Source organism: Paenibacillus sp. FSL P4-0184 (assembly GCF_038004625.1).
Classification (GTDB): Bacteria; Bacillota; Bacilli; order Paenibacillales; family Paenibacillaceae; genus Paenibacillus_AQ.
In genome coordinates, this window is record NZ_JBBORN010000001.1 from 2499021 (window position 1) to 2519692 (window position 20672).

A 20672-nucleotide genomic window follows, 5' to 3' on the forward strand; every position below is an offset into this window, starting at 1 on the left:
AACAGTCTACATTAGGCATTCTATCGCATTCTGTACAATAGAACTGTGGTTAAATCGCCTAAAGGGGGGGATTCTCCAGTTTGATTGTACAAAGTGCAATCAAACCATATTTCAGCCGCTCCCAGAGGCATTCTATCGCACAAAGTGCAATCAGTGTGGAGAAGAGCAGACCAAAGGGATTGACTGGCACAAGGACACCCAATCCGCTCTACTGCTCCTCTCCCATGAGCATTCTCCTGCAAAAAGCCGCAATCAGAGCCTGGTGCAAAACCAGCCAGTCCTTTTTATTGCGGATTAGTGGTCCAGAGTCCAGCTGTTTTTAGGAAGACACGATCCGGCAGCTTCAAGGCTGTTAAAGCCAATTCAGCTACATCCTCAGGCTGCATCATGCGGTCTTCGTCACCGATTTTAAGTCCAGCGTTGGAAGCTAATCCGGTGTTAACAGTGCTTGGAGTCAAGGCTACGACGCGGATGTTGTGCTTACGCACCTCTTGTGCGAGAGCTTCGGTCATGCCCATCAGTGCGAACTTGGATGCGCAGTAAGCCGAGCCTGTTGCGAAACCGCGTTCTCCAGCGGTAGAAGAGATATTGATGATATTTCCACCATTTTTCTCAATCATAGCTGGCAGTGCAGCGCGAGTTACATAATAGGTACCGTAAAGATTGACTTGGATATGACTTTCCCAATCGGCAGGGTCCATTTCTACTAAAGTGCCGAATTTTGCAATTCCGGCATTGTTGATTAATGCGTCAAATGCTCCTAGCTCGTTTTGCAGGTATGCAACCGCACGTTCCGCTTCTTCGCGTACAGCGATATCCGCAACGGCAATGCTGACTTTCACGTCGTATACTTCCGTTAAGGCTGATTTTAACGCTTCGAGATCGCCTGAAGTTCTGGAGATCAGGCCCAAATTAGCACCTTCCTTAGCTAGTGCCATGGCTAAGGCTTTGCCGATCCCTTTGCCTGCACCAGTAATCACAACACTCTTTCCTCTCAAATCCATCTCTAACGTCACGCTCCTTTAAACATTTTTGAAGCTAATGCTTCGTTCATGTCCTATTATACCTGAATGCTATAGGGCATTCACAATCGCCGAAGGAAAACGATTTGAAAACTTCCGTGTATAGCGATGTTATTTTCCATGAATCCATCATTTGTTCCCACGAATGAAATGATTTATTCGTAAAGCTTCGTCAGCGGCACGGATGCGGGTCCCTCTAAGACTTCTCCATCATAGGAGAAACGGGAGCCGTGGCAAGGGCAATCCCAAGAACGGTCGCCATCGTTCCATTCGCATTCACAGCCCATATGTGTACAGGTTCTGTCTACCAGATGAAGCGTCCCTTCCGGATCCTTATAAGCTCCCACACGTTTGCCGTCATGGAAGACAACAGCCCCTTCGTCTGCCTTCAAATCACTTGTCTTTTTATGGACGATTTCTACTTTGCCCGCTACAAGCTCTTTTGCCACATTGGCATTTTGAACGAAGAAGCTTTTTAGGCTGGCGCCAGCTTTGAAGCGGGATGGATCGTATAGCTCTGTGTATGGATTATCCTTACGCTGAATCTGATCGGAGATAATTTGAGCGGATAAGGTACCGCTTGTCATGCCCCATTTTCCGAATCCGGTAGCGATATAAATCTCTTCGCTGTTCGAAATCTTGCCAATGTAGGGGACCTTGTCCAGCGTAATTAAATCCTGTGCTGACCAGCGGTAAGGGATCGATTTGATGCCCAGCAAGTGGCCTGCGAACAGCTCCAGATTCTCATAATGACCTATCGTGCAAATGCCTTGGCCCGTCTTATGATTCTCACCCCCGACGATAACCAGATTCTGGCCTTCCCACTCCACTGCACGCAGAGAACGGGTTGGTTCGCTGGCACTTAAATACATTCCACCCTCAAAATCCGTTTCGGGCTGGATCGCCAGACAGTAGGAACGTTCAGCATGCAGTCGCGAGAAATATAACGCACCTCCGTCGTAGAAGGGGAAATGAGAAGCCGAAACAGCGTAACGGCAGGTGATACGGAAGTCATTCTTTTCCGTAAAAAGCGTAAGCGTATCGTTCTTCTCCACCTTGTCCGCCATCATCGTATGCTCATAGATCACGCCACCTTTTTCCACGATAACCTTCAACAATGCCTTCAGATATTGCAGGGGGTGAAAGCGAGCTTGTCCTGGTAATTTAATCGCACCGCTCGCCATCAGAGGGATAGAGACGTTATCCAGCCATTCACCGTGCAGGCCTAATTGTTCATAGGCTTTATACTCTTCTTCCAACTGTTTAAGCGTTTTATGATCTTCAGCATCAGCGTACAAATAGGCCGCTTCACGTTTCATGTCACAAGACACTTCAAGTTCTTCAGCCGTTTTTAAGATCCAATTCATAGCCTCATTGTTCGATTGATAATATCGCCGGGCATTCTCCGCCCCGAAATGTTTCAGCAAATGATGATAGATTAATCCGTGCTGAGTGGAGATCTTGGCGCTTGTAAAACCCGTAGTACCGCTGAGGATTTCCCCTGCCTCCAAGAGTGCGACTTTGTATCCGGCTTTGCTTAAGAGATAGGCTGTTGTAATTCCTGTAATACCGCCGCCCACCACAGCGACATCTGTAGAAATATCTTCAGTCAGCTTTGGAAAGGTCGGTAAATCTGTAGTGTCACGCCATATTGATTCTGGAAATTGCGGAAGACCTTGCGTTATTTTACGGTGTGGATCCATCTTATTATCCCTCCATCTGTACAATGCTCATTTCATTTATTACCACAGTCCCGTTAAAAGAAACTCCGTATCCATATGTGCAGTGCATGAATTCAGAGAAATAGTGCCAAAATAAGGTGGCATCCGGGAAGCGCAGGATAAATAGGAGGGATGATCCATGTCAGTTCAACAGGATAAGCACAATGTTTCTCTGGAATGGATCAAGGGTGAGTTGGACGGATTTGCCGATTTAATTGATAGAACGCTCGTTGCACCTTTTGGGCAGATCAACTTAATTTATATTAAAAGCGTTACAGATTCGCAGACGCTCAGTCGCCATGTGATTACGCCGTTCTATGAGATGGGGGATACTAACGCTTACCTTGATTACATTACGACGTATCCGGGGACAGAAGAGGAGACTACGAAGGAAACAGCGATCGAGCTTTTGCTTAGCGGCTATGTTCTTCTTGGCATAAATGATGTGATTTGTCTTTTCGACGCGATGAGTACAGAGAGCAGCGGTGTTAGTGAAACGTCTGCAGAAAGCATTTCACAGGGACCTTCAGATGCACTAACGGAGGATATTGCGGTTAATCTGAACATGATTCGTCGTCGCTATCAATCCACTAATCTCAAAATGGAAACCATGGTCATCGGCGATGTCTCCAAAACAAAAGTGGCCATCCTATACGACATCAGTCGTGTTGATCACAATGTATTAGCGGAATTAAGGGAGAAGATGAATACCCTAAAGGTTGATATTTTACAGGCTACGGGAGAACTTGAGAAGTTTATAAGCAGTGATAAATTGAGAATACTCCCTAAGTCTATTATTACTGAAAGACCTGATAGAGTTGTGTTTAATTTGTCTGAAGGAAAAGTAGCGATACTCCTGGATACAACGGGATATGCGATAGTGCTGCCCTCCATATTTAACGATTTTTTTACATCCATGGATGATAAGATCCAATTCCCTATTGTGGGCCGTTTCTTAAAGCTACTCCGAATTATCGGCGTGTGCATGACGTTATGGCTGCCTGCGATCTATGTAACACTTACCTCGTATAACCCAGAGATTATTCGTGTGCAGGTTGCACTACTCATTTCGGGTAGTCGCGCGACCGTGCCTTATCCATCTTTTGTGGAAGTACTCTTAATGCTTATGATGATGGAATTTTTGACCGAGGCGAGTTTACGGCTGCCCAAAGCGATTGGTCCTACGGCCACGACGGTCGGAGGTCTAATCTTAGGTCAGGCCGCTACGGCGGCAGGGCTAGTAGGTAATATTATGATTATATTGGTCTCTGCCGTTGCGATATCCAATTTTCTGATTCCTCTGAATATGATGAGCTTGTCAATACGCGTGCTGAAGTACATTTTTCTTATAGCTGCCGCTGTTCTAGGAATGGTTGGTGTAGTGGTCTGTGTTGTGGGATTCGCGATGTATTTATGCAATCAGCGTAGCTTTGGACAACCTTATTTCAGATTGTTTTTTCTTGATAACCTTGGTAAGAAGAAGGGCGGGGAACATTGATGGCCAAAAGCCGTTATTTCTACTGTCTTTTTCTGATGAACAGCTTGATCAACATCATTAATTTTGTTCCTAGGGAACTAATAGACAGACGCTTTGACGGTGCTTTGTTCTCCATACTAATTGCAACGATCCTTGGCACTTTGTTTGTCTATATATTTACTGTATTGATTGCTAAATTTCCTGGAAAGGGATTTCCGGAAATATTTAACCCTCTTCTTCCTAAGCTGCTAGTCAAACCCTTACTTGTCTTTTTTGCGGGTTTATGGTGTGTGGCTGGGGGGGTTACCTTGCTTTCTTTTGTAGATATTACGCTGAGATATATCAGTCCGGATTCAAGCCCATATACTGTCATGATCAGCTTTCTGATATTGGTCTGCATCTGCTGTCGCTTTGATTCACTATCACTTTTGTATGGTCTTGAAATCATTCTTTTCGTTACATTACCGTTAATTGTCTATGGCATTGTAAAGGCGCTGACCAATCCGGATTTCAATTGGGATTCTGTTCTGCAGATCACTACATACATCTGGCATAAGCCGGATTTGATGAGTCTTTCGGCAGCTACCTTTTCTTTTAGTGGTTATATTAATCTAGCCATCTTTAATCGGGTATTTCATGGGTTAAAGCTAAAGCATGTCTGGATTTTAGGGGTGGAAGGACTTCTCGTACTGCTCGTAACCTTTTTGGTCCCTATCGGTTATTTCGGTACTGTTGCGATTGAGAGACATGTATATACGTGGTTCTCGACAGCAGACAGTATCCGGATAGAATCCTTTATTATTGAACGGATGTTGTTTATTTTTTATTTTGCCTATATGACTCTATCTCTGGTGAGTGTAATTGTTCATTGGCATGTAGGGTTAGGGTTATTCAAAGGTGCTATTTCATCTACGAAAAAAAAATCCCAGAAGGCAGAGCAGTGGAAAGAGTGGCTCATCCTGTGCTTGTTTAGCGGAGTGGTCCTCTCCTTAATTTGGATGGATCAATATCAGCTCAACGTGTTGGGCATTTGGTTTCTACAGATCCGCTGGTTTGGTGAGATGTTCTTAATCGCTCTGCTGTTTTATTGTTATCGCAAAGTAAGGAGGCAGAGGTTGTGAGAAAAGCACTTAGTGCAATAGGAATTGTGTTACTGCTACTCCTTGCCGGCTGTGACTTCAAAGAAATTGATTTACGGATATTCGTACTGGCGATCGGTGTTGACCCTGGTGAAGAAGAAGGGACTTTCAAGATCAGCTTGAAACTTGCTATCCCTCAGGGGGATGTTACCAAGATTGATGAGAAGATGCAGATATTAACCGAAGAGTCCCCAAGTATTTCAGAAGCGCTGCGCAGAATGAAATCCAGAGTGGAGAAGGAGCTTGATTATTCCCATTGTAAATCGATTATTTTTGGGGAAGGGATCGCACGCAGAGATATTCAGCATGTTATGGATTGGGCGGTGCGGCGCAGAGATATCCAGCTTATTCTCAATTTTGCGATCGGGCGTCCGGAGGCACTTCAAGTGCTGCAGGTACGACCCGAATCGGAGCGTATCCCATCGAATTCTCTTATTCTAGCTATGAGTGGACAAGGCACGGAGTCTCCATTTATTTCTAGTGTATATTCCTTTCAGCTGATGAGAAATATTTATGAGAAGGGAATTGATCCGATTTTGCCGATTATCGAGGCCAAAGGGAAGAGTGAGTTCTTAATTAATAAAATTGCTCTACTGGATAGCGAGAAAATCAAGATGGTGCTTACACCGAACGAAACCCGGCTATACAATCTGCTGTCGCGCTCCAACTTACGGACCAATTTGCCAGCCCATATTGAGGGGGTCATGTATCAGTATTACACAGAGAGATCATCCTCGGATTACAAGATACTAAATACCGAGAGCGGGAAAGCTACTATTCGATACCATATTAAGATTAAAGGGATCCTCGAAGAGAGTAGCAGTCCCGATTTGGTGACACATAGCTTGTTGAAAAAAATTCAGACAGCTGGCGAGAAAGAATTGGAAGATCATATCTTAGCATTACTGAAAAAAATTCATACGAGCGGTTTGGATCCTTTTGGGTGGGGGCTGCACTATGGAGCTAGACATTTTAATAATGATACCGAAATAGAAGTGTGGAAGGAGCTCTATGCTGGGCTCGATTTTCAGGTCAAAGCTGATGTTAACATCAAATATTCAGGATTGATTAAGTAACTGAGAAAGTAATGAGTGGATAAAAGTGGGATTGACGTTCTTACATTCACGATTTATACTTGATCTAAAAACAAGTTAGAGGATGATAGCAATGAAAAGTCTAAATTTGACTTCCCAACGTCAAGCCGTTTACGATATCGTCCTTAATTCACATGACCATCCCACTGCCGCGGAAGTAATGAACCGGCTAGTAGAACAAGGTCATAGCTTAGCATACGGTACTGTATATAACTCTCTTCGTTATCTTTCAGATAAACAAATGATTCGTGAGCTTAAGCTTGGTGAGGCTGCCAGCAGATATGATGCCCGCATGGATGATCATCAGCATATCATTTGCGAGGTTTGCGGTGCGGTTGATGAGGTAATGAACCAAGTTCCACGGGACTGGATGAACACAGTGGCTAAGGATACAGGTTATACCATTGGTCATGCCCATGTGGTATTCGGAGGCGTCTGCCCGAACTGCAAGAACAAGAACGTGAACTAGGATGAAAGAACCGGAGTCTTTTGCTACGGTAATGATAAGAAATAGGCTTATTTGAGTAGATCGCTCTCTTTGAGGCGGTCTTTTTGTTGCGTTTATATGACAATTTTTAAGAATGATGAGAAAAATGAAGAAAGATAGGAGGAAAATCGGTTCCAAAGGAGGATATATAATTATATAGTAAGTCTGGTAAATAAGTCCTTCTTTAAGACTCGAAGAGAGAGAGTGTGATGACAACTATGAACAAAAAAGCAGGTATGAGTATCCGAACCAAATTAATTCTTACATACCTATTAGTTCTACTGTTGCCCAGTATCATTATCGGTTGGCGAACCTATCAATCTGCTAGCCATGAAGTGGAAGATCAACTGGTGAACAATGCTACTGAAAGTGTTGAGGCAGTAGATGCAATCATCAACTCGAATATTCAATCGAAAATAGATACTATTTCTTATTTTGCTGCTGAGTTCACCGCTGAGGGGACCAACAGTGAGGCAAATGGAGAGACGGTAGCTTCTATGCAGGACAGATTAAAGGAATATGCTGTGCTACATCCTGATGTGCTAGATATTTATGTTAGTACAAGCAGAGGGCAATCGATCCATGCTTCGGAAGCCAAGCTGCCCGAAGGCTATGATCCCAGACAGGAAAGTGCCTATATTAATTCTCTGAAGCACGGGAAAGGTGTTGTGATTTCTCCGGCCTTTCAAACTGTGAATCAGGAAACGGCGATCGCGATATCAACGGTCCTGAAGAGCGGTGACGGGGTGATAACCCTGAATCTCAATCTATCTGCATTAGGAGAATTGACCGCGACCAAGGTGGGCAAGGAAGGATATATTATTATCCTGGATAACAGCAAGAAATATCTTGTTCATCCAACAGAGGCTATTGGGCTGGAGTCATCCGATGACTTTATAAAGACAATGTTCGAGGAAGATCAAGGTACTTTTGATTATGTCTACAAGGGTACGCACAAAAAGATGACGTTTATGGTAAATGAGCTTACGGGCTGGAGAATCGGAGGCACGATAAGCATAGATGAAGTGACTTCAGTAACGAGTGGAATCCGCAATACAGCGCTGCTTGTAATTGTAGCTTCCGTTCTGCTTGCACTAATCGTAATCTATTTTAATATTCAATCTATCTTGAAGCCTCTGATCCGTTTGCGGAAAGCAACTGCCGTGATAGCCAAAGGGGATCTGTCCGAAGACATGGGGGCTTTCCGCAAAGATGAAATTGGCATGCTAGCCGAGAACTTTCAATTAATGGTGCTCAGCCTGCGCCAGATGATCATAGGTGTGCAGGAGATGACGAGTAATGTCTCCTCTTCAGCCGAAGAGCTGACTGCCAGTGCGGAGCAGAATGCCCAAACGATCGAACAAATGACGATAGCGATTCAGGAGGTAGCGGCAGGGACGGAACGGCAGGTGATCGGTGTACGCAAAGGAATGGAAAGTACAGCAGCGACTACAAGCGAAGTGGATCATATTTCCGTATATATGGAGCAGGTGTCTGCGATGATGGACAAGACTTCACTCTCTGCTTCGGAAGGAAATGATTCCGTCATCAGCGTGGTGGATAAGATCAATGGTATCGATAGAACGGTGGGAGAGCTTGGCAGTGTAATCGACAAGCTGAACGAAAGAACCGGTCAAATTGAGGGCATTGTCGGCGTAATCACAGGGATTGCCCGTCAGACCAATCTGTTAGCTCTCAATGCTTCTATTGAGGCGGCCAGAGCTGGAGAGCATGGCCGTGGATTTGCCGTTGTCGCTGCTGAAGTGCGTAAGTTGGCAGAGGAATCAGAGAGATCAGCGGATTTGATTGCAGAGCAGATTACCGCCATTAATAGTGAGATGACGCTGGTGACTCATACGATGGAAGACACAAAGCAGCGCGTAACCGAAGGGATAGAGGCCGTGGATACTTCCGGACGTTCATTCTCCCGTATCCGTAGAGCGGTCAAGAGTGCCGCAGAGAAGATTGAGGCAATGGGTGGGGCTGTACAGACCTTATTGGTGGAATCAGATCACATGGAGAAGGCTATAGGAGAGATTCGCGGCATCTCTGAAGAAGCGGCTGTGAATACAGAGACCATCGCGACGGCAGCGCAAGAGCAGCTCGCTTCTGTTGAAGAGATGGCGTCTTCGTCTACCGACCTTAGCCGTCTTGCGGAGGAACTGCAAAAGCTTGTGAGTAGCTTTAAAATACACTCTTCCTAGTAATAATATATATTTCATATAGGAAAACGATGCTTTTATCTTCCCTTTTGCAGCCCTTTGCAAGTATACTGATAAACAATAATGTTGGGTTAGGCAACGGAGAGAGGAGAGATAATAGTACATGGCAGAGCAACTGAAAGGGTTCACGGTCGCCTTGGCGGGCCCGCGCAAATCGGAAGAGATGGCCAAGTTGGTGCGAAATATGGGGGGGACGGCGTTATGTCGACCTGCTCAAGGTACTGTCTTTCTTGATGATGAGGCATTGGAGGAAGGATTGAATTCATGGATCAGCCATCCACCTTATTTGGTGATCCTTACCACAGGCATGGGACTGGATGCTCTCTTCCAAACGGCTGAACGCCTTAATATCGCTGAGCGTTTCTTAGAGGTCCTTTCTGGTTCTATTATTGCTGCACGGGGTTATAAGACAGTGAATGCTTTGAAAAAAAGAGGACTTACGCCGGAGGTTCGTGACGACGACGGAAGTACGATCGGTTTGATTCGTGGGCTTCAATCTCTGGATTTGCAGGGCAAGGAGGTCGTACTGCAGCTGCACGGCGATCCAGCTCCTCGTATGCTCGCATGGCTGCAGGAGTCTGGGGCGAATACCCGCCAAGTGCTGCCGTATCGTCATACTCTACCAGAACCAGGTGAGCTTGAAAGATTGCTTACAGAAATCATAGAAGGTAAGATTGATGCCGTGGCTTTTACAAGTGCGCCACAATTTCGTTTCCTCTCTCAATTTGCTCGGGAACAGGGCAAGCTGGAGGAGATGCTGAGGTCTTTCGAGGATAAAGTGCTTGCTGTTTCTGTAGGGCGTATTACCTCTGAGGCTCTAAAAGAAGAGGGCCTACAACGTATCATCATGCCTGAGCATGAACGGATGGGAAGCATGATTGTAGAGTTGGGCAAATATGTGGCGGCGAATCGCTAGACCACAGTGTGCGGAAGCTTTACAAGATTTACGTTACTATTCAGAAGCATTCCCGCCGGATTCAATGGGTGGGGATGCTTTTTTACCCGGAAGAGGATGCCTTAAGAGTAGTAAACCTGCCATCTGCATGGACATTCGCAGCAGTTTTCCTTAGAATATAGGCAACATGTGATGAATAATAACAATGAATAAGGAGGAGGATCCCCATGGACAAAAGAAAATGTCTGTTACTTGGTGATTATACCCATCCCCGTTTCCATCCACTTCAAGGAGTGGACCAACAAATTAGTGAGATCTTAAATGATTTATTAACCGTTCAGTGTTCAGAAAATAAAAAAATGATGCGCATTGAGCATTTAGGAAGTTATGACTTATGCATTGCCTACAACGAATTATGGAATGAAACTGTATCTCCTCAGCAAACCGCTGGCCTACTCAGCTATGTGAGCGGTGGTGGAGGACTGATTGTTCTTCATACAGGTGCTTCATTGACGAAGCGTAACGAACTAGCTCAGCTGATCGGTGGACGCTTTAATGGTCACACCGCTTACGAGCCAATGAATTTTAAGGTGCTAGAGCATGACATTACTGAGGGCGTTGAAGACTTCCAACTGGATGAAGAGCCTTATCATTTCGAATTTGATCCGTTCACAGATCGGACTATTCTTCTTCAGTATGAATCGGAGGGTCAATGGCTTCCAGCTGCATGGTGCCACAGCTATGGTTTAGGACGAGTAGTGTTCCTTATGCCTGGGCATCATGAGCCATCCTTTCGCCATCCAGCACTACGTAAACTGATCTTGCAGGCAGCTACTTGGGCTGCACGTATTCCGGTAAGTAACTAAGGGATATTGCGTTTTTTTGAAATACGCACACAGTGAGGTATACTTTAATCATCAACTCCGTTTGTAACGAAACGGAATATTTGGGAGGAAGTACTATGAGTGATTTGTTTAAAAAAGCGATCTCTTTAGGAGTGGGCCTCACCATTGTCAGTAAGGAAAAAGTAGAAAAGGTTGTTGAGGAACTAGTGAAGCGTGGGGAGCTTGCTCCTTCCGAGTCTAAGGCCCTTGTTGACCGTCTGATTGAACGCGGTGAGGAAGAGCGAGGTATGCTCAAGTCTGTTGTACAAGAACAAGTACAACGCGTGTTGAAGGAAATGAAGGTTCCTGTACAAAGTGATATTGACGAGCTGGAAGGCCGAATTGCTGTGTTGGAGCGTCGATTGGCCGAGCTGGAGGGCATTTCCCATCTAGAAGGAACATCGGCGGAAACGCGTACGGACTAAATGGCAGTACGTATCAGACATGCCGGACGATACCGGTCCATTGCCATGGCGCTTATGCACCATGGTTTTGGCTATATGGTGGAGGAGCTGGGGCTCTATCATTTATTATCCCTTCCACGCCGTCTTGTAACGCAAGAAGCTCATACAAGCCTTACGCTCGGGGAGCGGATTCGGCTCGTGTTGGAGGATTTGGGCCCAACCTTTATAAAGCTTGGACAACTCGCCAGTACACGTTCGGATCTGCTGCCTGATTCTATTATTCAAGAATTGGTAAAACTACAGGATAATGTGCCCCCGTTCCCTGTGGAGCGCGTGCGCACGATTGTGGAGCATGAACTCGATCAACGGATGGATGAAATCTTTAATTCCTTTGAGGATACTCCTCTTGCGGCTGCGTCGATCGGTCAAGTGCATAGAGCTGTTCTTCACAGTGGGCAGGTCGTGGCTGTTAAAGTTCAGCGCCCTGGCATACTGCGAACGATGAGTAGGGATTTGGAAATTCTCAAAGATCTGAGTGCCCTTGCTGAGAAGCAGCTAGGCTGGGCGAGGCAATATCAGTTGTCCCGTATGGTAGAGGAATTCTCGAAATCTCTGCTTGGTGAGCTGGATTACGGCCAAGAAGGACGCAATGCAGAGAAAATTGCTCAACAGATGGATTATGACGGAGTATACATCCCGGATATTTATTGGGACTATACGTCAGCACGAGTGCTGACGATGGAATATGTGGTAGGGATAACGCTAAGTCGTCGCGATGAACTACTGAGTAGCGGCGTTAAGCTTAAGGTTATTGCTCAGCAGCTCGTGGAAATGATGCTAAGACAAATTTTCATTCATGGCTTTTTTCATGCAGATCCGCATCCAGGGAATGTTATGAGAATGGCTGATGGGAAGCTGGCTTTGATTGATTTTGGCATGATGGGGCGGCTGAACGAAGAGATGAAAGAGCAGCTGTCTGCGCTTGTCATCGCACTAATGCGCAAGAATACGGATGCGATGGTCCGGGCAATTTTGCGTCTCGGCGTCATCCCTGAGGATGCTGATCGAGCGGCGTTGCATAATGATATGGATCGACTTCGCGAAGAGTATTATGATGTTCCGTTCAGTAAGATGAGCATAGGTAAAGCGCTAAATGATCTGTTTGGCATTGCTCGCAAGCATCGATTAGTCCTTCCCCCGGATCTAACGATGCTTGGTAAGACGATGCTGACGCTTGAGGGTGTCATTAGCAACTTGGATCCAACGATTAGCATTTTAGAGATGGCAGAGCCTTTTGGACGGGAACTTGTGAAGCAGCGATTTAGTGGTCCCCGATTGCAGCGCAAGTTCCTTGGCGGCGTAGCCGATTTAACGGAGAGTCTTCTAGAGCTTCCCGGGCAGGCAAGGCAGTTATCTGCGCTAATTAGTAAGGGAAAGCTAAAGGTAGAGATTGCGGCACCTGAGCTGGAGCATTTGGAGCGAAAGCTGGATCGGGTTGGGAACCGCTTAGCGTTTAGTATTGTGATGCTTGCGTTCAGTATTATCATGGTTGGACTCATTATTGGAACTGCGATGCGCGGTCAGCCTTCAGTGTTATGGAATTTCCCTACAGTGGAGATTGGCGGCGTAGTAGCGCTTCTGATGTTCTTATGGTTGATCTTTGCGATTTTTAAATCGGGAAGGTTCTAACCTACAACTACAGGATAGAATAATTATTATTCTGCAGTTTCACACAAATGCCGTTCTATCAAGTACAATATAAAAGATAACTTTCTAAGCTTAACTTTACTTCTATTGTATAAAGTGGAATGGAACGCAAATGGAGTGCCGTCTAAACGTCCGGTGGATCGCTGCTGCCCAGAAACCGAACTTTGACCGCACTCTTTTAACGGGTCAAGGGATACATGGGACGGAAGAATGCCGGTGACGGGGTTCTTCCGCTTTTGTTTGAATATAGCTGAATCGGAAGCATACGCCCCCAAAAGGACAGTCGGGTAGGGGCTGCCTGAATAGGGCTTTGGAAGACGGAAGTTAAGTAAGAGATGTAATCAAATTTAACTGAGAAAATAGTGAGGTGGAGAATTTGCCGGGATTTAAAGAATTAGGTGTTTCAGAATTACTGTGTACATTGCTTCAAGGTCAAGGCATCGTTAAGCCTACACCAGTGCAACAGGAAGCAATACCGCCATTGGTGCAGGGTCTGGATGTAATTGCAAGAGCGAAGACAGGTACAGGGAAGACATTAGCTTTCTTGCTGCCAATTATGGACAAGATCCACACGGAACGAGCTTATCCGCAGGCACTAATTATGGCCCCAACACGTGAGTTGGCTTTGCAGATTACAGAAGAGGCACGTAAGCTGGCGCGTCATACGGATATTAAAATCTTGGCCGTTTATGGTGGTCAGGATGTTGAGAAGCAGCTGCGTAAGCTCGAAGGTGGCAGACATCTTATTATCGGTACACCGGGCAGACTGCTAGATCATATGCGCCGGGAGACGCTCGATCTTAGTGGCGTTAAGATGCTCGTTCTGGACGAAGCGGATCAAATGCTGCATATGGGATTCTTGGAGGATGTAGAGACCATTATTACGGCTGTTCCTTATCGCCGTCAAACGATGTTGTTCTCTGCGACGATGCCAGATCCGATTAAACGTCTCGCAGCTAATTACATGAAAGAGCCTCTGGATATCATTATTAAGAGTGGTTCTCCGATTCCGCTGGATAATATCAAACAGCAAGTCGTGGAAGTCTCGGATCGTAATAAAGAAGAGGCGCTCAAAACATTGATTGAACGGGATCGTCCTTACTTGGCTATTATTTTCTGCCGGACCAAACGTCGGGTGTCCAAGCTGAATGAAGCACTCCAAGCAGCAGGTTATGATTGTGATGAGCTGCACGGTGATTTGTCTCAAGGTAAACGCGAAGGTGTAATGAAGAGATTCCGTGATGCGAAGCTGCAGCTTCTTGTAGCCACAGATGTAGCGGCTCGGGGGCTGGATGTCGAAGGTATCACTCATATCTTTAACTACGATATGCCACTTGATGTGGATAGCTATATTCACCGGATCGGCCGGACAGGCCGTGCCGGAGGCAAAGGGCTTGCAATTACGTTCACTTCTCCACGTGAGCAAGATGGACTAGACTTGATCGAGCACGGCATTTCGCAGCGCCTGGATCGCCGCCGTTACGACAAAGATGAATTCGGCGTTGGCGAATTCGTTGCAGTACAAGGCGGCGGACGCCACGGCGGTCGTCAAAGCGGCGGCGCTGAGGCAGCGCGCACGGGCCGCGGACCGAAGACCGGCGGCTCTGGCCGCGGCGGTGCTCCGCGCGGCGAAGGCGGATCGCGGCAAGGTGGCCGCGGCCGCGGTAAGGAAGCAGGCGGCTGGGGCGCGCCTGCAGAAGGTCGCCGCGGCGGTCGTTCTGATGCGGCGGCTGGCAAGCGCGGAGGCAGCGGCTTTGATGCTGCCGCACCTAAGGGCGGCGGCAAGGCTGCCGGCGTAGTACGAGTAGGCGGCGGCTATGGCGCCTTCGCCTCCAGAGGCGATGCGCCAGCTAGCGGCAACGCAGTAGCGCCTAGCAGTGCCGGTTCGCGCGGTGCGAACCGGAAGGGCGGCCCAAGCACTGGCTACAGCGAGAACGTAGCCAGAGGTGCAGACGGCGGCGCTTACGTTGGCGGCACACCAAGAGGCGGCTTAGGCAGCGGCTACGGTACGGGCCCGTCCAGAGGCGGCGGCAAAGGTGGTAAAGGTAGCAAAGGCGGCTATAGCGGTGCCAAGGGTGGCGCTGGTAAAGGCGGCCGCAATAGCGGAAATACGGGTTCCTCACGGGGTGGACGCGGCAGCTCCGGCGGCTTTAAAAGCGGCGGCAGAGGCACATCCAGATAATGTGAGTGGAATTTCATAACTAAAACTTGTTACCATAGGGAAGTTAGCGGACAAGCTAACTCCCTATGGTAACTTTATTTTGTAGGCACAATTATCCGAGCGATATTTGTCTAAAAAAGGATCTTAGTGTAACATTTTTGAAGGAAAGCTTGTCTAATAGATAAATAGAGTGTTTCGACTTCGAGGAGGAAGATCTTGCAGATGTCTAAAAAATTTAAAATAATAATCTTGTTAATTGTCGTTATTGCTGTTGGGTGGGGGATTGGGAAGTATACGACGCCTTCTCCTTCTGCTTCAGATAGTAGCGGTTCCAATATAAATGTGCAGGATGATCTTCAAGCTGAGCCTGGTGAAGATGGAAATAGCATCGAAGAGGGCATAACAGACCCAGTGGTAGCTAACCCATCTAATACAACGGATCCCTCTGATCCGTCCGAACCGGATAGTAACGGCAAGGGAAATAGCACTGATGATTCTTTTAAAGAGCCTGACAGCATAGCTGTGATGGTGAATAAGGAGTATGGACTGCCGGAGAACTATAAGCCAACGGATCTAGTCTACCCGGAAGTGCGTTTTACATTTAAAGAGAAAATCGAGAAGCGTATGATGCGTAAGGAAGCTGCCGAAGCATTAGAGAAACTGTTCGCAGGCGCAGAGGAAGACGGGATTTACTTGGCTGGCGTTTCGGCCTACCGTTCTAAGGAAACCCAAACAAGGCTGTTCAATCGTTATGTTGAGAAAGACGGAGAAGAACTGGCTCGTACTTACAGTGCCGTGCCTGGCTATAGCGAGCATCAGACAGGGCTTGCTATCGATGTCTCAGGAAGTGACGGAAAATGTGCTGCGGAGAGCTGTTTTGGTGGAACGAAGGAAGCGGAGTGGCTAGCGCAGCATGCAACCGAATATGGTTATATCATCCGCTTTCCAGAAGGAAAGCAGGACATTACAGGATATAAGTATGAGCCTTGGCATATCCGTTATGTGGGCAAGGATATAGCTACTTATATTGCGGATAAAGGGATTACGCTGGAAGAATATTATGATGTCGTACCCGTATCCAAATAACAGAGTGATAGAGAGCAGTCCTAAGAAATACATAGGGCTGCTTTTTTCTAAATATAAGAAATTATAAGTTTCACACTATACTTTATCCTCATATTTCTCGCTAAACGCTTACCGTCCTTTAGGGACGCCGAAGGCGTTTTTGCTTGTTCTTAGTGTTTACAGAAAGTGTCGATAAGTTGCATTCTGTTACAATTCGGGTAAGATACGTAGTGTAGTCTAAGTACATGGAAGGAAGGGGAATTAGGATGTCGATCTACAATTTTTCCGGCGTTACGCCTTCGGGTAAAGAAGTGTCATTTACAGAGTATGAAGGTAAGGTAGTGCTGATTGCCAATACGGCTAGTAAATGCGGACTTACACCGCAGTATGGGGATCTCCAGAAGCTATACGAGCAGTATAGGGATCAGGGACTTGTAGTATTAGGATTCCCCTGCAACCAATTTGCGGGTCAGGAGCCGGGTACAAGTGAAGAGGCAGAAGAATTCTGTCAGATTAATTATGGCGTTACATTTCCTGTGTTTGCCAAAGTGGATGTGAATGGACCGGATGCCAGCCCTCTTTTCAATTATTTAAAAGAGCAGCAGCCGGGTACTGGCGATAGCAGTGATATCAGCTGGAATTTCACGAAGTTTCTTATTGATCGTGGCGGTAATGTAGTAGCTCGTGTGGAGCCAAAGGAATCGCCAGAAACGATGACAGAACAGATTGAGTCCTTACTGTAGATCATTTAGGGACTGATGAATTGTTATTTTACAAGTATCCTTTCGACCTCGGTCTTTGGCCGGGCCTCGACGGGATTTTCTTTTTTTACATAGGAATATAGAATAGGCGCCTTAAATTTTGTTGTGATAAATTATACTTGACGCTTTACAGAGACCATGTATTCTTTGAAGAGAATGTAATGCCCATGCAAAATATGCATAAAGCGTGGAATACAGCAGGATAATAACGGCAGGAGGGTTCAATACAAGCATGAAGTTAATTACAGAGGTAGCAGCACAAGCGGGAATTGGCGAAGAGCATCTGGAACTATACGGCAAATATAAAAGTAAACTTTCACCGTCCTTATGGGAAGACATGAAGAACAAACCAGATGGCAAGCTGGTATTGGTCACTGCGGTGAATCCAACCCCTGCTGGCGAAGGGAAGACCTTAACAACCATTGGGCTGGCACAGGCATTGAACGCAGCAGGAGTAAAGACCGTGGCTGCCTTGCGCGAACCATCCCTCGGACCATGCTTAGGCATGAAAGGCGGTGCCACGGGCGGCGGCAAGTCACAGATCATTCCGGCAGATGAGATTAATTTGCACTTTACGGGTGATATTCATGCGGTGACTTCTGCACATAATTTATTGTCTGCGATGATTGACAATCATATCTTCCAAGGTAATGAGCTGGGTCTTGATCCGCAGCGTATCGTTTGGAAACGCGTGATGGATATGAATGATCGCAGTCTGCGGAATATTGTGACAGGGCTCGGAGATGGAAATGGAGCCGTGCGGGAAAGTGGATTTCAGATTACAACAGCTTCTGAGATTATGGCTGTATTATGCCTATGCGATAATCTGAGTGATCTCAAAAAGCGTCTGAACCGTATTTTGATTGGGTATGACCAAGAGGGACAGCCTGTAACGGCCGAGCAAATAGGGGCAGTTGAAGCGATGACAGCGCTGCTGAAGGAAGCAGTTAAGCCTAATCTGGTGCAGACCTTGGAGGGCACTCCTGTTATTGTACACGGTGGTCCATTTGCGAATATCGCCCATGGCTGCAGTAGTGTTATTGGTACTCGTTATGCACTCAAGCTGGGAGATGTTGTGGTTACGGAAGCAGGCTTCGGAGCGGATCTTGGTGCAGAGAAATTCATGGATATCAAATGCCGGCAAGCGGGTCTAACCCCTTCAGCGGCAGTGCTTGTCGTGACGGTGAAATCCTTGAAATATAACGGTGGTGTACCTAAGAATGAGCTCCAAACGGAGAACCGGACGGCGCTGCGCTCTGGATTGTCTAATTTGGAGCGTCATGTAGAGAATCTCGGCAAATTTGGGGTGCCTGTTCTTGTTGCCATTAATCATTTTGAAGGCGATAGCCCAGAAGAGATTAATGACGTTGTGGTGGCTTGTCGCCGATTGAACGTTCCTGCGGCAATATCCAAGGTATGGGCAGAAGGTAGTGCAGGCGGACAAGAGTTGGCTTCGGAATTAAAGAAACTTCTGGACCATAGCGACACTGAACGTTTTGCTCCTTTGTATGAGAATGGACTCGACATCTCTTCCAAAATCACCAAGATTGTTCGCGAAATTTACCGTGGTGCGGAGGTTAACTTTTCCCCTGCGGCCAAACGCAGCCTAGCGGTGATTGAGCGTCTTGGGTTAAATTATCTTCAAGTATGTATGGCGAAGACCCCTTATTCCTTCTCAGATCAGCCTAGATTGCTTGGCGCTCCAGAAGGTTTCACGGTAGGTGTCCGTGATATTACCCTTTCGCTCGGTGCAGGGTTTGCTGTAGTGATTACGGGCAATATCGTTACGATGCCAGGTCTACCGGCTAAGCCAGCTGCTGAGGCACTATGGATGGATGAGGATGGCGTGATTCACGGTTTGGTGTAGATACAGTTTATGATCAGGCTTTTCCCTGTTGGTTTAGGGGAAAGCCTTTTTTGCGCGTTATAAGAAAGTATATCCTGAGGAGGCAGAACATAATGTCCTACGCCCATGGCAAAGCTAACGAGGTCGCAATCGGCAGCAGTGACGGAAAATGCTTAAAATTGTGAACAATCTGAGAATATAGGCGAAAAGACTTGCAATGTGATAAATATCACAATATAATCAATTTATAAAGTGAAATAAATCACAATTAACTCATCGGTGATCAGATATCTAATTTGGTCAGTCAAGCAATTCTAATATATAACCAGGTTGTCCATTTGAAGGAGGAAGAAAATAATGAAAGTAGCTGTCATTGGATGTACCCATGCCGGAACTGCCGCAATTGTAAATACTGCCAAGCTTCACCCGGAAGCCGAGATTACGGTTTATGAGCGTAATGATAATATTTCTTTCTTATCTTGTGGAATTGCTTTATACGTAGGTGGAGTGGTCAAGGACCCACACGGGCTGTTCTATTCTTCCCCTGAGAAGCTTGCTGAGCTTGGTGTAAAAACCAACATGCGTCATGAAGTGACCGTTGTGGATACGAAGTCCAAAACATTGCGTGTTCGCAATTTGGTAACCGGACAGGAGTTTGACGATACCTATGATAAGCTGATTATGACTACGGGATCATGGCCGATTGTACCGAAGCTCGAAGGGATTGAGCTGGAAGGCGTCTTGCTTTGCAAGAACTATGATCATTCCAATACCATTATAGAAAAAGCTAAACAAGCGAATAAAATCACAGTCGTAGGCGCTGGATATATCGGCGTTGAGTTGGTGGAAGCCTTCCAAATGAACGGAAAGCAAGTTACGCTGATTGATGGCGAAGATCGTATTTTGAATAAATATTTGGACCCAGAGTTTACTGCGCCGATCGAACAATCCTTTAAGGATCATGGTATTAAATTAGCGCTGAATGAGAAGGTAAGTTCTTTTGCTGGTGAAGGTGGTAAAGTTACCAAGGTTATCACAAGCGAAGGGGAACATGAGGCGGATCTTGTAATTCTCTGCATCGGCTTCCGTCCGAATACTGAGCTGTTAAAAGGTCAAGTGGATATGCTGCCAAATGGCGCAATTCTGGTCAATGATTATATGCAGACTAGTTGCCCAGATGTGTATGCCGCTGGTGACAGCTGCGCGATTCATTACAACCCTACGGGTAAGCACGCTTATATTCCACTGGCAACCAATGCAGTACGGATGGGCACTTTGGTCGCACGTAACTTAGTGAAAGAGACGATTCCTTATATGGGTACTCAAGGGACTTCGGGCATTAAGATTTATGAAGATAATATCGCTGCTACCGGTCTTACTGAAGAAGGGGCTAAGGCTGAAGGAATGGACGTAGAAACTACCATGATTATTGACAACTACCGTCCAGAATTTATGCCAACCTTCGAGCAGGTGCAATTAAAAGTGGTATTTGATCGCGCCACACGCCGCATTCTCGGAGCGCAAATCTTGTCCAAGACGGACTTGACGCAATCGATCAACACAGTATCTGTATGTATTCAAAATAAAATGACAATCGATCAGCTTGCCTTTATCGATTTCTTCTTCCAACCTCATTACAACAAGCCTTGGAACTTCCTGAATACAGTAGGCCTCGAATCGCTACCGGCATCAGTACCAAGTAAAGAGGCAGTAACCGTATAATTTATATGCCTGTGAACAATAAAGTTGGGTAAACCGGAGCCATATATGGCTCCGGTTTTTTGTGA

Annotated in this window: 16 protein-coding genes; 14 read left to right on the forward strand and 2 right to left on the reverse strand. The window is 46.3% G+C overall.

Features of this window, described 5'->3' with window-relative positions:
- Positions 1-284 precede the first annotated feature (284 nt).
- Positions 285-1004 (reverse strand): 3-ketoacyl-ACP reductase, encoded by a 720-nt coding sequence (locus tag MKY52_RS10805; protein WP_341051332.1) that lies wholly within the window; start codon positions 1002-1004, stop codon positions 285-287.
- A 173-nt stretch (positions 1005-1177) separates the two neighbouring features.
- Positions 1178-2725: an FAD-dependent oxidoreductase gene (locus MKY52_RS10810; RefSeq protein ID WP_341051333.1), complete on the reverse strand. Its 1548-nt coding sequence runs from the start codon at positions 2723-2725 to the stop codon at positions 1178-1180.
- Positions 2726-2882: 157 nt separating this feature from the next.
- Between MKY52_RS10810 and MKY52_RS10815 the strand changes: the two genes are divergently transcribed.
- The 14 genes from MKY52_RS10815 to MKY52_RS10880 all read left to right on the forward strand — a co-directional run bounded on the left by MKY52_RS10815 (position 2883) and on the right by MKY52_RS10880 (position 20607).
- A complete protein-coding gene (locus MKY52_RS10815; protein WP_341051335.1) occupies positions 2883-4241 on the forward strand; it encodes a spore germination protein in 1359 nt (452 codons plus the stop codon).
- Positions 4241-5341, forward strand: coding sequence for a GerAB/ArcD/ProY family transporter (locus MKY52_RS10820; protein WP_341051336.1), 1101 nt, complete (start codon positions 4241-4243; stop codon positions 5339-5341). The genes MKY52_RS10815 and MKY52_RS10820 overlap by 1 nt, the downstream gene beginning before the upstream one ends.
- The gene (locus MKY52_RS10825; protein WP_341051337.1) at positions 5338-6435 is read left to right on the forward strand and encodes a Ger(x)C family spore germination protein; all 1098 of its coding nucleotides are present in this window, start codon (positions 5338-5340) and stop codon (positions 6433-6435) included. The genes MKY52_RS10820 and MKY52_RS10825 overlap by 4 nt, the downstream gene beginning before the upstream one ends.
- A 91-nt stretch (positions 6436-6526) precedes the next feature.
- A complete protein-coding gene (locus MKY52_RS10830) occupies positions 6527-6922 on the forward strand; it encodes a Fur family transcriptional regulator (RefSeq protein WP_042131422.1) in 396 nt (131 codons plus the stop codon).
- Between the two features lie 227 nt (positions 6923-7149).
- Complete coding sequence (locus tag MKY52_RS10835; protein ID WP_341051338.1) at positions 7150-9144, forward strand: methyl-accepting chemotaxis protein; 1995 nt, start codon at positions 7150-7152, stop codon at positions 9142-9144.
- A 121-nt stretch (positions 9145-9265) separates the two neighbouring features.
- Positions 9266-10078 carry a uroporphyrinogen-III synthase gene (locus MKY52_RS10840; RefSeq protein ID WP_341051339.1) on the forward strand — a complete coding sequence of 271 codons (813 nt, stop codon included), beginning with the start codon at positions 9266-9268 and terminating at the stop codon, positions 10076-10078.
- 206 nt (positions 10079-10284) lie between these two features.
- On the forward strand, positions 10285-10923 hold the full coding sequence (locus MKY52_RS10845; protein ID WP_042192549.1) for a ThuA domain-containing protein: 639 nt from the start codon (positions 10285-10287) through the stop codon (positions 10921-10923).
- A gap of 95 nt (positions 10924-11018) precedes the next feature.
- Positions 11019-11366, forward strand: coding sequence for a phasin family protein (locus tag MKY52_RS10850; protein ID WP_042131416.1), 348 nt, complete (start codon positions 11019-11021; stop codon positions 11364-11366).
- A complete protein-coding gene (locus tag MKY52_RS10855) occupies positions 11367-13034 on the forward strand; it encodes an ABC1 kinase family protein (protein WP_339799226.1) in 1668 nt (555 codons plus the stop codon).
- A 394-nt stretch (positions 13035-13428) separates the two neighbouring features.
- Complete coding sequence (locus tag MKY52_RS10860) at positions 13429-15234, forward strand: DEAD/DEAH box helicase (protein ID WP_341051341.1); 1806 nt, start codon at positions 13429-13431, stop codon at positions 15232-15234.
- Between the two features lie 201 nt (positions 15235-15435).
- Positions 15436-16299, forward strand: a complete 864-nt coding sequence (locus MKY52_RS10865; protein ID WP_341051342.1) for a M15 family metallopeptidase — start codon at positions 15436-15438, stop codon at positions 16297-16299.
- Positions 16300-16544: 245 nt separating this feature from the next.
- Positions 16545-17021, forward strand: a complete 477-nt coding sequence (locus MKY52_RS10870) for a glutathione peroxidase (protein ID WP_339267652.1) — start codon at positions 16545-16547, stop codon at positions 17019-17021.
- A gap of 250 nt (positions 17022-17271) precedes the next feature.
- A complete protein-coding gene (locus MKY52_RS10875) occupies positions 17272-18906 on the forward strand; it encodes a formate--tetrahydrofolate ligase (RefSeq protein ID WP_341051344.1) in 1635 nt (544 codons plus the stop codon).
- A 336-nt stretch (positions 18907-19242) separates the two neighbouring features.
- Positions 19243-20607, forward strand: a complete 1365-nt coding sequence (locus MKY52_RS10880; protein WP_076297929.1) for an FAD-dependent oxidoreductase — start codon at positions 19243-19245, stop codon at positions 20605-20607.
- Positions 20608-20672 lie beyond the last annotated feature (65 nt).

What these genes read in the sequence shown, in the direction of transcription:
- MKY52_RS10830 (WP_042131422.1), top strand. Translation starts at nt 6,527, where the DNA reads ATGAAAAGTCTAAATTTGACTTCCCAACGTCAAGCCGTTTACGATATC.
- MKY52_RS10875 (WP_341051344.1), top strand. Translation starts at nt 17,272, where the DNA reads ATGAAGTTAATTACAGAGGTAGCAGCACAAGCGGGAATTGGCGAAGAG.
- MKY52_RS10810 (WP_341051333.1), bottom strand. Translation starts at nt 2,725, where the DNA reads ATGGATCCACACCGTAAAATAACGCAAGGTCTTCCGCAATTTCCAGAA.
- MKY52_RS10855 (WP_339799226.1), top strand. Translation starts at nt 11,367, where the DNA reads ATGGCAGTACGTATCAGACATGCCGGACGATACCGGTCCATTGCCATG.
- MKY52_RS10870 (WP_339267652.1), top strand. Translation starts at nt 16,545, where the DNA reads ATGTCGATCTACAATTTTTCCGGCGTTACGCCTTCGGGTAAAGAAGTG.
- MKY52_RS10880 (WP_076297929.1), top strand. Translation starts at nt 19,243, where the DNA reads ATGAAAGTAGCTGTCATTGGATGTACCCATGCCGGAACTGCCGCAATT.
- MKY52_RS10840 (WP_341051339.1), top strand. Translation starts at nt 9,266, where the DNA reads ATGGCAGAGCAACTGAAAGGGTTCACGGTCGCCTTGGCGGGCCCGCGC.
- MKY52_RS10815 (WP_341051335.1), top strand. Translation starts at nt 2,883, where the DNA reads ATGTCAGTTCAACAGGATAAGCACAATGTTTCTCTGGAATGGATCAAG.
- MKY52_RS10805 (WP_341051332.1), bottom strand. Translation starts at nt 1,004, where the DNA reads ATGGATTTGAGAGGAAAGAGTGTTGTGATTACTGGTGCAGGCAAAGGG.
- MKY52_RS10865 (WP_341051342.1), top strand. Translation starts at nt 15,436, where the DNA reads ATGTCTAAAAAATTTAAAATAATAATCTTGTTAATTGTCGTTATTGCT.
- MKY52_RS10845 (WP_042192549.1), top strand. Translation starts at nt 10,285, where the DNA reads ATGGACAAAAGAAAATGTCTGTTACTTGGTGATTATACCCATCCCCGT.
- MKY52_RS10835 (WP_341051338.1), top strand. Translation starts at nt 7,150, where the DNA reads ATGACAACTATGAACAAAAAAGCAGGTATGAGTATCCGAACCAAATTA.
- MKY52_RS10850 (WP_042131416.1), top strand. Translation starts at nt 11,019, where the DNA reads ATGAGTGATTTGTTTAAAAAAGCGATCTCTTTAGGAGTGGGCCTCACC.
- MKY52_RS10820 (WP_341051336.1), top strand. Translation starts at nt 4,241, where the DNA reads ATGGCCAAAAGCCGTTATTTCTACTGTCTTTTTCTGATGAACAGCTTG.